The 14,476-nt window shown below is 44.5% G+C and carries 13 protein-coding genes; 10 read left to right on the top strand and 3 right to left on the bottom strand.

The features are described 5' to 3' along the window. Positions 1–44: 44 nt before the first annotated feature. On the bottom strand, positions 45–1,253 hold the full coding sequence (locus KKE17_05560; GenBank protein MBU1709458.1) for a hypothetical protein: 1,209 nt from the start codon (positions 1,251–1,253) through the stop codon (positions 45–47). Positions 1,254–1,451: 198 nt separating this feature from the next. Between KKE17_05560 and KKE17_05555 the strand changes: the two genes are divergently transcribed. The 5 genes from KKE17_05555 (at position 1,452) to KKE17_05535 (ending at position 7,477) form a co-directional block, all read left to right on the top strand. Continuing rightward, a complete protein-coding gene (locus KKE17_05555) occupies positions 1,452–1,850 on the top strand; it encodes a helix-turn-helix domain-containing protein (protein MBU1709457.1) in 399 nt (132 codons plus the stop codon). A gap of 587 nt (positions 1,851–2,437) precedes the next feature. Then, positions 2,438–3,883: an RES family NAD+ phosphorylase gene (locus KKE17_05550; GenBank protein ID MBU1709456.1), complete on the top strand. Its 1,446-nt coding sequence runs from the start codon at positions 2,438–2,440 to the stop codon at positions 3,881–3,883. Between the two features lie 204 nt (positions 3,884–4,087). Next, positions 4,088–4,753 (top strand): hypothetical protein, encoded by a 666-nt coding sequence (locus tag KKE17_05545; protein MBU1709455.1) that lies wholly within the window; start codon positions 4,088–4,090, stop codon positions 4,751–4,753. Positions 4,754–4,854: 101 nt separating this feature from the next. Further along, positions 4,855–6,690, top strand: coding sequence for a tetratricopeptide repeat protein (locus KKE17_05540; GenBank protein MBU1709454.1), 1,836 nt, complete (start codon positions 4,855–4,857; stop codon positions 6,688–6,690). Between the two features lie 157 nt (positions 6,691–6,847). Continuing rightward, complete coding sequence (locus KKE17_05535; GenBank protein MBU1709453.1) at positions 6,848–7,477, top strand: hypothetical protein; 630 nt, start codon at positions 6,848–6,850, stop codon at positions 7,475–7,477. Positions 7,478–8,042: 565 nt separating this feature from the next. Here KKE17_05535 and KKE17_05530 read toward each other — a convergent pair. Both KKE17_05530 and KKE17_05525 read right to left on the bottom strand, forming a co-directional pair. Continuing rightward, on the bottom strand, positions 8,043–8,417 hold the full coding sequence (locus KKE17_05530) for a type II toxin-antitoxin system VapC family toxin (protein ID MBU1709452.1): 375 nt from the start codon (positions 8,415–8,417) through the stop codon (positions 8,043–8,045). Then, positions 8,414–8,620 carry an AbrB/MazE/SpoVT family DNA-binding domain-containing protein gene (locus tag KKE17_05525; protein MBU1709451.1) on the bottom strand — a complete coding sequence of 69 codons (207 nt, stop codon included), beginning with the start codon at positions 8,618–8,620 and terminating at the stop codon, positions 8,414–8,416. The genes KKE17_05530 and KKE17_05525 overlap by 4 nt, the downstream gene beginning before the upstream one ends. Before the next feature lie 603 nt (positions 8,621–9,223). Here KKE17_05525 and KKE17_05520 point away from each other — a divergent pair. The 5 genes from KKE17_05520 to KKE17_05500 all read left to right on the top strand — a co-directional run bounded on the left by KKE17_05520 (position 9,224) and on the right by KKE17_05500 (position 14,472). After that, the gene (locus tag KKE17_05520; GenBank protein ID MBU1709450.1) at positions 9,224–11,554 is read left to right on the top strand and encodes a TonB-dependent receptor; all 2,331 of its coding nucleotides are present in this window, start codon (positions 9,224–9,226) and stop codon (positions 11,552–11,554) included. Between the two features lie 57 nt (positions 11,555–11,611). Continuing rightward, a complete protein-coding gene (locus KKE17_05515) occupies positions 11,612–12,214 on the top strand; it encodes a MotA/TolQ/ExbB proton channel family protein (GenBank protein MBU1709449.1) in 603 nt (200 codons plus the stop codon). Between the two features lie 56 nt (positions 12,215–12,270). After that, positions 12,271–12,639, top strand: a complete 369-nt coding sequence (locus KKE17_05510; GenBank protein ID MBU1709448.1) for a biopolymer transporter ExbD — start codon at positions 12,271–12,273, stop codon at positions 12,637–12,639. Continuing rightward, positions 12,617–13,324, top strand: a complete 708-nt coding sequence (locus tag KKE17_05505) for a TonB family protein (GenBank protein MBU1709447.1) — start codon at positions 12,617–12,619, stop codon at positions 13,322–13,324. The genes KKE17_05510 and KKE17_05505 overlap by 23 nt, the downstream gene beginning before the upstream one ends. A gap of 290 nt (positions 13,325–13,614) precedes the next feature. Continuing rightward, positions 13,615–14,472 (top strand): TRAP transporter TatT component family protein, encoded by an 858-nt coding sequence (locus KKE17_05500; protein MBU1709446.1) that lies wholly within the window; start codon positions 13,615–13,617, stop codon positions 14,470–14,472. Positions 14,473–14,476: the final 4 nt, after the last annotated feature.

The raw sequence follows: 14,476 nt of genomic DNA, 5'->3' as shown, positions 1-14,476 counted from the left end.
TAAATCTTTTTCTGTAACTATGGATACAGTCATGGTCGGTGGAATTAAGTTTGATTCTCTTGCCCGCTTTCAGGGGTGAGTATCTTTTCGTCAATAAATTGAATTTTGTTATCATTGATTTTGCGCTGCATGTTTTGGATAAACTCAGAAGGATTTTCTGAAAATTGTTCACGGATATCGTTTTCAATAATTCCCTGGGTTGTATTAATGATTTTTTCAATGTCATCAGGTTTGCATTCGTAAAGAACTGATATAGACTTCCCCACGCCGGCAAACAATTTTCTTAGCCTTAGTTCATCTTTTAAGCTGTAAACCTTCGATCTTTTCACAATAGTGTCACCATCCCATTCAAGACTCTGGATGAACTCCCATAGAGGATGAATTACAGCTCTTGACTGGTTATGGTTTCTATCGACTGGGTTGAGTGTGAGTTGGCTCCACTCTAAAGAGAGATATTGCCAGAGAGATGTAAGGGTGTTTTCAAGATTCTCAAGAGTATTTATTGAGGGTTTAAACTCTCGAAGAACAGGTCTTCTGACTTGGAATTCGATTCTTGTTACAGCCGCGTTTTCTAAAGATTTAAGGCGCCAAATATCTTTAAACGCCTTTTGTTTATTATTTTGATTTTGCAGCTCCATGATTTTGTCATAAATTCGAAGCATCAGGTTGCCTTTACCCTGGGTGATGCCAGTGAATTTCTTATGGTCATAATTTGAAGTGAATTTATGCGCCCTTGATATCCAGTGATCTTGATCTGATATTGGGAGGGAATTGATGTCAACATTGAGCAGATCGACTGCCAGGTGAACTTCAGAGACAATTTCTTTAACGATTGAGCCGCTAAAGATAGAAAGTATCTTTTTAAGATCTGAATACAGTTTTTTGTAACCAGGGCTCCAACAAGAAATTGAGCCGATTTCAATTCTTACATTGGGGGTTCTGTCATTGTGTTTGCGGCGATTAAGAAGGACGGAGATATCTCCGGATATTAACCGATAGGTATACCTACTGGTTCCTGTCCGCATACAATTAAAATTGAAACCTTCAATTTCAACGGGGATTGAATCGTTTTCACCTTCTTGAGCTTTTTGTTTAATAACTTCCAAACGATCTAAAAAAGCTGGATTTCGCCAGAAAACATTAAGTCCTACCTTTAACTTATCAAAGCACATGACTACTCTGGGGGCACATGTTATTCGGGTTTGTGCCTCTTCTGAATTTACCTGGGTCAATTTATTAACTGAATACGCCATTTCCGTCCTCCTTGTTAACTGATGATTTTTCTTGTTTTATTTGATTATTTTGCTAAACACTAATTAGAAGCATGCAATAATTTATTTATACGCGCCTTTTTTGGCGTATGCAACTAAAAAATACGCCTATTGTGGCGGTAATTGGCGGGGCGTTGAATTTTTTCCTGAAAAATCAAATTGTTAGAGGGTAATTTAAAAATGAAATTTTTTGACAAACTTATAGAAATCAGAAGAACTGCGAAGAAGAGCCAAAAGGAAATGGCAGAGGATTTGGGAATCGGCTACAGGACTCTTCAAAGGTATGAAGAGGGTAAGAATATCCCTAAAGGTCTAGGCTTCTTTCTTGAACTTATTAATATGGGGTATAGCCTTGATTGGTTATTCACTGGTGATGGTGAAAAACATAGATTTGTTAATCCTGAATTTGCACCAATCTTAAGAGAAATCAACTTATGGCTTGATGTGATATCTAAAAAGGATGAGGGCTATAACGATTGGTTTAGAATAGAATTTTGCAAACGTTTTCCAGAATTTGTGGAATGGACGGAGAATGATGGCTCAGAAAAGATTAATAGTATCAGAAGACATTATCTTTAATACCTTGAAATTAGTTCGGTTTGTATCAGGTGGACTGTGAAAATAAAAGAAATGGATTTTCGGGAAGTCAACAGATTGGATTTTTCATATTGTTTTAACTAAATTAAAATTGATGTATTTCAATTGCACACAAAAGGGGGGAGGGGCACCAGCTTGAAGCTGGTAAACCCTCCCCCCTTTTGTGTGCTTGGCTATGATCGTAAGCCGTGACAATAAATTTTAAAATTGCTGGGCCAAAGACTGCGGAAAAGGGCAGCAGGATTTTCTAGTGTTTCAGTTATGGAATGAGATTTCTGATGGGTTTATTCATTTGATTGTTATTGACAAGCCCTATCAATCTGTTACTTTTTTTGTGAGTATGAAATCAATGATCTATAAAGGCATATTTTGAGAATAAAGCTGTTTTGGAAATATGATGACTGAACCGAAGAGGAAAATAATTAAGTATGGTGTCCCTGTAATTGCACAAGTTGCTGCTGGATACGATTTTTAGTGATATGGAAGGGGCGGGTGCACTGAGGTCGCAATTATAGGGAGCTGGTGGATTATTATAATTATTGCGAAGTGATTTATAGGAGAGCATATAGATGTCCACAGATGTCGATATCGAGGAGCTCAGGGAACAAAAAATTTGTTGTGATTGTGTGGGGGAAGATTTTCTTGGTGATCAAATCTCCAACACCGGAAAGAATGCGACATGCTCTTATTGTGCTGAAAAGGAGAAATGTATCAGCGTTGAAGAGCTATCCGAGCGTATCGAAACCGCCTTTGATCAGCACTACTATCGAACCTCAGATCAACCAACGCCTTTACAATACTCAATGTTGTCGGACAGGGAATCCAACTATGAATGGTATCGTGAAGGTCAAGAGGTTGTCATGGCAATCATGGATGCGGCAAGTATCCCAGAGAAAGCCGCTTCCGATATCCAGAAAATACTTGAAGAAAAATACGATGACTTTGACTCTGCCGCCATGGGCGAAGAAACGGAATTTTCTCCCGACTCACATTACGAAGAAAGTGGAGTGGATGGTGGGCGTTGGTGGGCTGATTGGGAGGAATTCCAGCGTTCACTGAAAACAGAGTCCCGTTTTTTCAACAGATCCGCTTCCAGTCTCTTAGAGGAAGTATTTAACGGAATAGACTCGATGCGGACTCAGGGTGGGCGTGCCCTTATAGTTGATGCCGGACCTGACACAGAATTCACTGAAGTATACCGTGCCAGGAGCTTTCAGTTGAATGAAAGGCTTGTTGAGTCTCTTGGGAGACCAGACATGCATCTCGGGTCTCCACCGTCTACTGAAGCCCGTGCTGGACGTATGAACGCAGACGGAATTTCTGTCTTCTACGGATCAAATAATCCGGAGACAGCACTCGCAGAAATTCGGCCGCCGGTAGGTTGCCAAGTGGCTGTTGCACGCTTCAGTTTTATTCAACAGATCCGGCTTCTTGACTTGACTGCGTTGAGCAATGTCACAACGACCGGTAGTATTTTTGACCCTACTTATATTGATCTACTCGAGCAAACAATGTTCCTACGGAATCTCAGCAGCTTAATCACTATCCCGGTGATGCCAGACCATGAGACGCTTGAATATCTTGCAACCCAAGCGATCGCCGATTTCCTTGCAACGGAAAATGCCCCTCTTTTAGATGGGATTCTCTTCCCTTCAGTTCAAACACCAGATGAAGGGTTAAATTTCGTTTTGTTCCATAAGGCAGCCCGCGTTGAGACAATCGAACTGCCTCCAGGAACGAGGGTCGACGTTGACCTTGGCCAGATATATGAGGAAGGATGGGAGCGTGAATATAGTGTGAGCGAGGCTGTGCCGCCCCAAAAAGATGAGCCTAAAAAAGGCGGCTTCTTAGACTTTGACGACGAGGATTTTTCACTACAAAGCGATCTACGTCCTCCGACTCTTAAAATTGACTTGGGTTCTGTTCACATCCATTTAGTCAAATCGGTAAATTATGAAACTAAGAAATATCCGGTTACTCGACACCGGTGGGAGACGGGAAATACGGATTTCTAACTTTTTGGAAATATCTTGACTGAGGGAAATTAAGAACACTGGCATGCAAGAGCCAAGCAAAGACCCCTCTGTCCTAACTGCATCGCCGGATTTTAAAAAATAAATGAATTACACCGCCGCAAGCAGCGGGGTATCCTTAAAAGCAATGATCGCCCCAAGGGGCGGGGTATTAAACCCAGGCTACGCAATAAAGGAGAATGGCGAATGGGTTTGTTCAAAAAGATAACTTCTCTATTGGGAAGAGCTCAAGTAGATAATAACGAAGCATCTAATCTTCTAGATTTAGGGTCTGCTCTTCATGTCGGAGCGACGGAACCGATGTCTACACTAACAAGTGTGATGACCACTTATTTTGAATCAAAGGGAAAAGAAACGGTTACTCCAGATGAGCTGTTCAACGAAATCCAAATCATCTATAACGAAGCTCTCATTCTCTCACGCCAAAATAGAGACACGAGCTTGGAATGCAGCATTCTCTTCAACCTTGGTCGCCTTTACCAGGATCCGCCGAAGAAACACATTTTTCTAAAGAATCCAATGAACGCTATGAAAGCGCATCTTGATCAGATCGAACAAGAACTAAAGACTGGTCATTCTACAAGACCCGTTTTCGATTCCGACGCGACGAACGCGCGCCAACTTTTAGCGATTTCATACTATGAAGAAGCGCTTAAGCAGGCAAAGGAGGTAATCGACACGACCGTAGAGGTGTGTTGCTTACTTAATATTGCCACAGTCTATCGTTTTCTTCGCAATGTGCAACAACATCAGCGCTACATAAAGCAGGCAACTGATCGAGTGGAATATGTGACCGATCACACGATGAAGGCCAAGCTCATTCAAGCAATAAGACTAGAACCGACTCTTTAGTTAATTCGTGGTTTGTAGCTGGCTACATAAAGCTCTTTTGGTATGATGTTCGATTCTGGAATCGCCGTAAATTCCCAGGAGGAGAGGATCGCTGATCGAAAATGAACGCTATACCAGACATAGATCTCAATGCTTTGAACCCTCATGAATTTGCGTTGTTTTGCGGTGCCGGGATTTCTTGGAATTCAGGGCTACCTCTTGCCAATGATCTTGTATACGAGATACTCGGTCTCCTGAACCTGACCAGCAAAGACATTGAGCTTTTCAAGAATGCCGGATATCCTTTTGAAGCCTTCATGGAAATTTTATCAAAGAATTCCGATTTATCTTCTATTCTCGATGTATTTCGACTAGGCGTTCCTAATACAAACCACAGGTTAATCGCAAAACTCGCTAAACTAGGATATGTAAAAGTCGTATTCACGACAAATTTCGATTTATTGATCGAAAGAGCCTTTCAGGAGGAAGGTTTGCGCGAACATGTACATTACGAGCGCTTCTGCGAGGAATCGGATTTTCAGCAGAAAGCTACGTCGAATATCCGCCTCTATAAGATTCATGGGAGCGTAGATAAAAGCGAGACGATCAGAACTGTGATCCAGCAAGTTGCACGTCATACGTTGTCCGAAAAGAGAGGGAAAGCCCTTTCGTATCTATTCTCGTCCGGAGAACATAAAAGGGTGATGGTCCTTGGGTATAGCTGTAGCGACTTCTTTGACATCATACCAGAGATTATTCGCATTAAGACTAATCTTAAGGACGTCCTTTTTATTCAACAGGATGCCAACAAGATGGCGCGAAATCAGTGGACGACGACAGAACATATAAGTCCCTTTGTTGTTTTTCCAGGCACGGGACTTCTCTGCAATACGGATCGATTTGTCGAGTACATATGGCGTTGCGTGTATAAATCCGACTCGAGAATCGGCGAGTACGTGTTTTCAAGTTCTGCGGAGAATTGGAAGGATCATGTCTTTGCCTGGACGCGAACGATATCTTCGTCGAAAGAGTTCGTTGCAGGGCATCTTTTCAGTCAAGTAAGTCTTTTCGATGCCTCGCAATCTTTTTGGGAGAATGCGATAAAGGTTGCTATGGAGCAGAATGATCTTGAGACTCAAGCAAAATGTCTTCTCAACATCGGTAATGACCGCAATAAAAGTAGTGATATACTAGAAGCCATAAGTAACCACAAGGAAGCAGTAGAGCTCTTTAAGAAATTAAATGACGAACAGCATACGGCTATGAGTTACGAGTCGCTTGGCAACGATTACGCGCGATTAGGAAAATACAAAGACTCCACAAACTACTTCCTCGAATCTTATCGAACGGCCTTAAGATTGGGCAATCGAGAGATGCAATCCAATTGCCTTGTGAATGTAGCGAATTCATATATCCATGTCGGAGAATACGAAAAATGTAAGACGTGCCTAGACGACGCTTGCGCAATTGCTAAAGATCTTGGCCTGCTATCTTTGGAGTCCGACTGCTACGCGAATTTCGGAAACGTCAGCATGCGTCTGCGTGAATATGAGAGAGCCGTCCGATACTTCGAGGAATCGTTGCGAATTGATAAAATCCTCGGAAATCACTTGGGCCAAGCGGAGTGTCAAGGAAACATTGGCGTTGCTTTTGAGGAGCTTGGTAATGACGCCAAGGCCATAGAACATTTTGAGGTTTCTTTGTATATAAACCTTGAAATTGGCAACAAATCGGTTGCCGGGACCGCTCACTTGCATCTTGGCGTGATTTGGGCAAGAAAGCAGAATCTACAATTGGCGCTTGCTCACTTTCTTAGAGCCGAGCAGTGCTATACAGCCATACACCATACCTCGAATCTGCGCTACGTATATGAATTTATAAGCGAAGTATACCGTCGGATGGGAGATTTGCTACGATACAAGATATACGCTGAGAAGCTGATGGATCTAGATACTTAAATGTTTCTGTTTCGAAGAACTTGAAAAAGAAAAAGTGAAAAAAAGGGGGGCATCCATTACATTTTATACTTCCAGGAGACTTACAATTCAAGACCATGGGAATTGGAACATCATTCCACCCGTACACTGCCAATGTTTGTAAAACAGGATCGTTTCCATGACTGATGTACTCAAATCACTTGTCGAATATCTGTGGGGTAACTGGCCCGAGTTGTTGTGGATCGCGGTAGCGACTGGTGTCGCCTCGTACTTGGTCGCCCAACGGGCACGGACTCGCTGGCGTAAACGCGAATTCCTCGACCGATTGAATGTATCATTAACCAGAATCGAAGATGGCGTATTACAGATTCGCACCATCCTGGAGACGGATTGCGACGGAGTATTCCTCAATTCGTCTGCTGTAAAAACAATCTTGGATCTCGCTAAGAAGACGACTGCCGCCGATCCAATATTACCCATACCGAAAGACGACTGCTGGTTGTATCTGAACGCAGTGCTCAATGTAATCAGCGAGCGATTCGCCATTGGACAGGTCAAGCGCGACCTTGGGATGTCTGTGGAGCGTGGAGAATATCTGTTGTGCCTCACTTGCGAACGGGCTGGTCCTGTTCGCACGCAGAAAATCAGAGCAATGCTACTACGTAAGTCCATGCTAACTGCGATCCCAATGAAAGAACCCTTATACGAGAGTCCGTCACACGCAACGCGATGGAATACGCTTCAGCAACTTGCGGAGCAATACAGAGCAAACCCACATCGCTTCATCGAAATTGATATCTGTCTGTAGAATTATTACGTCGCCTATATAGGAGCGAGGGGTCTTTGCTTGGCTCATTGGTGAATTCAAATTGCATGTGGGGGTTTTGATTTTTTTTAAATGTTCAACTTCTTTCAATTGACGGTCTTGGTACTTGACTGGGTCTTTTCCCTTTCGATGTCAACCGAAAGCTAAAAGTCACACTATCTCCCTAAATCACGTGAATATTTAGTCCGAAAAAGTCTAATTCGGCAACGTAGAATCAAGGGATTGTGGAGAGGGGAGTCCGAAAAAGGAATTTGATAACCAGTTAGAATAAAAAAGATATTGTTGAGAATGGGGTTCAAGGGGCCGGAAGTTCGAATCTTCTCATCCCGACCAGTTCCATAAGGGAATCATGGTGAAAACCATGGTTCCCTTTTTTGTGGAAAGAGTGGGGTCAATTACTTTGGAACAATAACCCAATACCTCCGGTGTTCCATGAAATTCAAGGGGCCGGAGTCGTGTCAATCATCAGCCGTTTTGTTGGCTGATAATCCTCTCATCCCGACCAGTTGTATAAGGGAATCACGGCAGATACCATGATTCTCTTTTTTTATGTTTTGGGGAAGTAATTCACATCAGGGATATCAATGAAGTCTGTATCCTGCGTCCAGATGGTTGCATTATATTGCCTGCCAGTTGCAAGAATAATGCTGTCAGCCATAGGCAGTTTATGCAGCAAACTTAGTTTTGACGCATTAATAGCTAATGTTGTTGTAAGATCAATGACGGTTCCTTTTTGCATTGCCGCGATAGCTTGTAATGCATCATTTTCACTTGATTCGCGCAAGGCTACCTTAAAGACTTCATATATGGTAATAACCGGCACAATAAGCGAGGCTGTATCCTGAATAGGATCGTGGAAGTTTTTTGCTGAAGGCTCATCTGCGAAATATGATAACCAACCTGAGGAATCGATAATATTCATACTCTATCTTTCTCCCTCTTGAAGTCAGTGTTTATGCCTTTAAGGAATCCTCGGAGTTCTGAAATATCACGATCAAGAATGAGTTCGATTCTTCCATCAAATTCTACAACATGTATTTTCTGACCTGGACGAAGCTGTAAGGATTCTCTTACGTCGCGAGGAATAACTACTTGAAATTTAGGCGAGACTGTGACTGTTTGCATGACGAGTCCTCCATCGATAAGCTTTTGGTCTTATGATATCAGTATCGATTGTGATTTGCAAGGTAGTCATTGAACAAAAAAGGCGAAACAAAAAAAACGAAGGGGCCGGAGTCGTGTCAATCATCAGCCGTTTTGTGGGCTGATAATCCTCTCATCCCGACCAGTATTACCAAGGGGTTACGGTTTTCCGTAACCCCTTTTTTTGTGCTTTTCCGAAAAAAATCTGATTTTTCTATTTATTCTGGGAATCAAAAGGCCCGGTGAGAGCCAGGGCGTTTAATGGCATTATTGATTTTACTTCGTAGCATCGACATTCTTTAGTTTTCTGTCATAGGTTTTGACCATAGCAGCGGTTTTAGGACCGGAGGCAACATCATGAATATATCATCCAATATCAAACCGGGGGACGCTTTTCCGTAACCCCATTTTTTTTAGGACTACGATCTTAGTCCTTGACAGGAGAGAATGCTCAGTATTTAATGTGAGCGTGATCATAAAATTGCAGTTATGATAAAACCCATGAATTAAGTTTGAAAATAATGTGGGTATTTGTTATGAGGAACGGATTCATTATATTGTTAGCTGCGGAGAATAAAACCTTCAATGAAAACGATTCTTAACACTTCTTGTGCCTTCATGGTTTACAGCATTTTTGGCACCCTGCTGTTGTTGTTACTCCCGGTCCAGCAGGCCTCCGGCGCCGATTTCACCATCAAGGTTCTGGAGAAAGGCAGTGGGGTGCCCATAGAAGGGGCAAGTGTTGTGCTGGATGAAAGTGAAATCTATGAAACCAGCAATGAAAATGGTGATGTAACATTTACAGGTGCTGACTGGCCGAAGAAGGTCAAGGTGCTGGCTGCCGGCTACGAAGTCCTGATTCAGGAGTTACCTGCAGAGCGCGATTTTACTGAGGTTTATCTTGTGCCGATCATAGTTGAAGGTGAAGGCCTTGAGGTTGTGGCTGAGCGCATTATTGAGAAGGCGTCCAAACTCAGTCTGGAAAAAGAAGAATTACTCCTGGCCCCGGGGAGCGGCGGCGACCCGTTGAAGACAATATTCTCTTTACCCGGTGTGGTTATGGCTCAGGATGGTACCGGTGGGGTGTATATGCGGGGCAGCGGCGCTGCTGACAATATCATCTGGGTTGACCGGGTCCCGATCGGCTATCTCTATCACTGGAGTGGGGAGCAATCAACCATTCATCCGGCGATTATTGAGGACATGAATATTTTTCTTGGCGGTTATCCCGTTGAGTACGGGGATTCACTGGGCGGGGTCATTGACGTCAGACTGCGGACCCCGGAGAATGATCGTATGCATTACAATCTGGATATCTCGACCCTGGCCTCATCAATACTCCTTGAAGGCCCGGTCGGCAGTGCCGATGGCAACGGCAGTTTCTTCCTTGCCGGCCGCCGCAGTTATATTGATCTGCTCTTTTCTCCCACCGAGTTCAATGACCTGTTTGAGGATACGGATGATGAGAATCCGGATCAGATAACCAAGGTGCCTGAATTTTATGATTACCAGGGGATTTATAATCATAAGCTGACGGAAGGCAACCTGGAATTCTACATCTTCGGGGCAGGCGACACCATGGCCATGGAACTCAATGATTCCGCCAAATCAGATCCGCATCTTCAGGGTGAATTATCTTCAACCATTTCTTATCTGACCATAGGACTGAACTGGAAACAGAAATGGTCGGCCAACCTTGATCAGACGATAGCCCTGGCATACGCCGGAATCGAAGAAGATGTGGAGTTGGGCCGTGACGATAGCGGTGCGCCATTTTTCATCAAAGACGAGATCAACCATTACATGCTGCAGCCTGAATGGTGCTGGAAGTTGAATAACGACCACAGGATTTTTACAGGACTATCCTTGAATTACTATGATATCCCGGTGGATATTTACATTTCCCGGGCACCCACCGAGGATGACATTGATTTTGACTTTACTTCCCTTGAAAAGCGCCATTTTAATGAAACCCTCTATGGCACAGGGGTAGCTCCATATGTTAAACAACGCCTGCAGTGGACCGACAGGATGGCAACTATTCTGGGCCTGCGTTATTCAGATGTCAGAGTCTCAGGAGGTTTTCGTTCCCAGGATTTTTCTCCCCGCGGAACTGTCGAGTATGCCCTCACTCAGGATACCTTGCTCACCGCAACCCTGGGGCGATATGTCCAGATGCCCGAGGGCGGCGTTATCCTGGAGAATTTCGGCAATCCCGGCATGGACATTACCAAGGCTGAGCATCGGATTCTGGGAATAGAGCATCAGCTCACCCCCCTTTACAGCATTAAGACAGAGGTCTACCACAAGGAGATGACCGACCTGGTAATTCCTCTGGATCAGAATGATCCGCCGGATAATTTTGCCAATGAGGGAGAAGGAGAGGCTTGGGGGCTTGATGTATTTTTTAAAAGAAAACAGCAGGACCGCAAGATGGGCTGGATGAGTTTTTCATACAGCAAGTCGGAGCGAACCAATAATATCACCGGTATAACCCGGGATTTCTCTGGTGACCGGCCGTTTTCACTCACCCTTGTCTGGGGGCAGCCGTTCCCGGGCATAGGATACAAATGGCTGTGGAGTTTTCGTTTCACCACTCATTCCGGCACCCCGTATACCAGTGTCACCGGCCGTCACCGGGAGGACCCGGCTGATCCAACCAGCCGCTGGATACCGGAATATGGAGAGCATAACGGTGAACGCACATCGACTTATTATAAACTTGATCTGCGTTTTGACCGGGAATTCATGTTTAATGAATGGAAGATGAAATTCTATATCGACCTGCAGAACGCCACTTTCCAGGAAAATATTATCGGCTATGATTATGGTCCCGAGTATGAGGATGTTAATAATCCGACGCCGATTACCGATATGTTGTTCTTCCCGTTTTTCGGGGTTGAGAGCAAATTTTAATAAGGAAGTACTATGCCTTTTACATTCATGTCTTTAATGGAGCGCGGAGGTCCCTTGATGTGGGTGATCTTTGTCACAGCCTGTGTGGCGATGATCATGCTGGTGGAGCGGACTATCTCTCTGACCAGACAAATTCGTCATGCCAGATGTGTCTTTGATAAGCTTAACAGGCGAGAGGTCGATCTTGTTCAATTTATCAAGCAGAAGGGGCACAGTCCTGTTTCAAGGTTGCTTAAAAAGCTGGAATGGCCCAGGATACATTCAAAAGAGGGACTTATAAAAGAGATTAATGTGCAGCTGGCCGGAACCATGTCGGGCCTGGAAGGTTTTCTGCCCACCATCGCCACCCTGGGTTCACTGTTGCCCATGTTGGGACTGCTGGGGACGGTTACCGGGATGATCAATGTTTTTGAAGTCGTGGCGCTTCATGGCACAGGAGATTCAGAGGCAATGGCCCAGGGAATTTCTCAGGCCTTATTGACCACGGCAAGCGGCCTGGCTATTGCCATCCCGGTTATTTTTTTCCATCATGTCCTGGTGCAGCGTCTGGGGCTTTTGATGACGATTACTGAGCAGAGTCTGCATGTGTTGTTAAGTAGAGATATTGATGTCCTTATATCCCAGAAGGGTACAGAAAATTCCGGGCAGAGTGACAATTGATGGATCCAGCCATTTTGAATATACCGAAGCCACGCGGTGGAAAGCCTGAAATTGTTATGGCACCATTGATCGATATCGTATTTCTGCTGCTGATTTTTTTCATGGTTACCACCGTATTTCCGGAACAGTCCGGCCTGCAGATTGAAAAACCTGAATCAGAACATTCCGCTCAACTCACAAACAATCATTTTGTGGTCACTGTGGATCAAAGGGGGGAAGTTTTTTTCAAGGAAAAGCGGATTACTATGGAGGATTTGAAAAGATTGTTAAAGGAAACCCTGCAATTCCATCCGGATAATATGGTGCTGATTAAGGCGGATCGCAGGTCCACCACTGAAGCATTGATCCGGGTGATGGATGCCGGGAAGAGCTGCGGCGCAAAAAAAATAGGGATCGCCACCGATGACAAGGCAACTGAACGCTGAGGTCTTTGATTCGTGTATTGCGGTGCTTGTCGGGGTATCTCTTACTTATTCTCTGTTTGCGATGATCCCGCTACTCTCATCAGGTGCGTGGCATGATCGACTTAAGAATTCTCTACTGATCGTCGAACTGGTGGAACTGAAACCTCCCGTCCCGCCGGTGAGAAAGCAGGTTGAAAAAATACAACCGGTTGTAAAAAAAATCCCCATACCGCAAAAAAAGATCGTTGTAAAACCGCAAGAAAAATTGGCGCAACCTGTTGAGGAAAAGATTGTTGAGCCGGTAGAGACCCGCAAGGAAGTGCAGGTCCAGGAGCAGGAGACTGTTGAAACTGCCGGGGTGTTTGAATCTACCGAGCCGGAACCGGAGGGAATACCTGTTCAGGAGCCATTGCCGGTCCCTGTGCCGTTTTTCAAGTTGACCGCAACACCTCGTTTTCTGCATCGGGAGACTCCAGTTTTTCCGGAAAGCATGAAGCTGCTCGGCCGGTCTGCTTCGGTCAAGGTGGAAGCACTCATCGATGATACGGGGATGGTCCGGAAGGTTACAATCCTGAAATCTGCGGGTGAGATTTTTGACCAGGCAGCGATTGAGGCCTTTCTCAAATCAACATTTATCCCCGGAAAGGTTGACGGAAATAACGTTGCAGTCCTTTACCGGACGCACGTTAATTTTCGGTTGAAGTGATCAGCAAGAGGGCTAACCCAATGTCGTGAATAGTTTTGAGAAATTTCCGGGTTAGTTAATTTATACCTCAGCTATATGAAGCAGCCGCTTTCAGCGAAAGAGATATGTGCCGCTCAGCGCAACCTGAAAAAAATAATATACAATTTGAAAAATTAATCCCTTTTTAACTTTTTTATATTAGATTCTTTTGAATAAAATAAACATGATCAAAGATGGAATCTGATCAGATTAACTTTTCTGCTAACGGAGATTCCCCTCCCCCTGAGGCGGACTGCGGGAAGCAAAATCATATGTCCAAACCAATAAGACGAACAGTCTTTGCCCTTATATTGCTTGTATTGTTCAGTGGTTGTACCACCGTGGTGGTGAACTATGTTATTGATCCTACCTTTGAGAATCTCCAGCAGCAGACAGATCTGAATCTTGTCTGTGAAGGGGCGCCTTCTTTTCTTCTGATTATTGACAGCCTTATCGTTTCCAACCCTCAAAGCCTGAAGATGCTCATGGCCGGCACCCAGGCTTATGCATCTTATACGGCGGTTCTTGCCGAATGCAACCGGGATGAGCGGATGGGCCAGTTGAGCCTCAAGGCCAAAAAATACGGTCTTACCCTTCTTGGCCTTTTTCCGAAATTCAGGGAAAATGTGGAAAAACCGGTGACTGAGTTCGAGAATGCCATTTCCGGCTTTAACAAGAATGATGTGGACGCCCTTTTCTGGGGCGGTTACGGTTGGGCCACCAACATTATGCATCAGGATGGCTCGCCTGCGGCCCTGGCGGATCTTTTAAAAATAGAGCAGATCATGCTTAAGGTCGTTGAGTTGGAGGATACGTATTACAACGGTGCCGCGCATCTTTTCCTCGGGGTTTATTATGGATCCCGGCCCTCTATGTATGGAGGCCAACCGGAAAAAAGCCGGCAGCACTTCGAAAAGGCCCTGGCCATCAGCAACCACCAGTTTCTGGCGGTCCAGGTGGCTTTTGCGGAAAACTACGCACGCATGACCTTTGACCGCGACCTGTATGGAAAACTCTTGCAGGAAGTAGTCGATTTTCCCCTTGAAAGCCGACCTGAATTATCCCTGACCAACCAGGTTGCCAAGAGAAAGGCCCGCCGGCTTCTCGATCAAATAGACGATTTTTTTTAAGGAG

Source organism: Pseudomonadota bacterium, assembly GCA_018823135.1.
Classification (GTDB): Bacteria; Desulfobacterota; Desulfobulbia; order Desulfobulbales; family CALZHT01; genus JAHJJF01.
The sequence above is the reverse complement of the archived record's forward strand: the minus strand, read 5'-3'. Positions and strand labels throughout refer to the sequence as shown.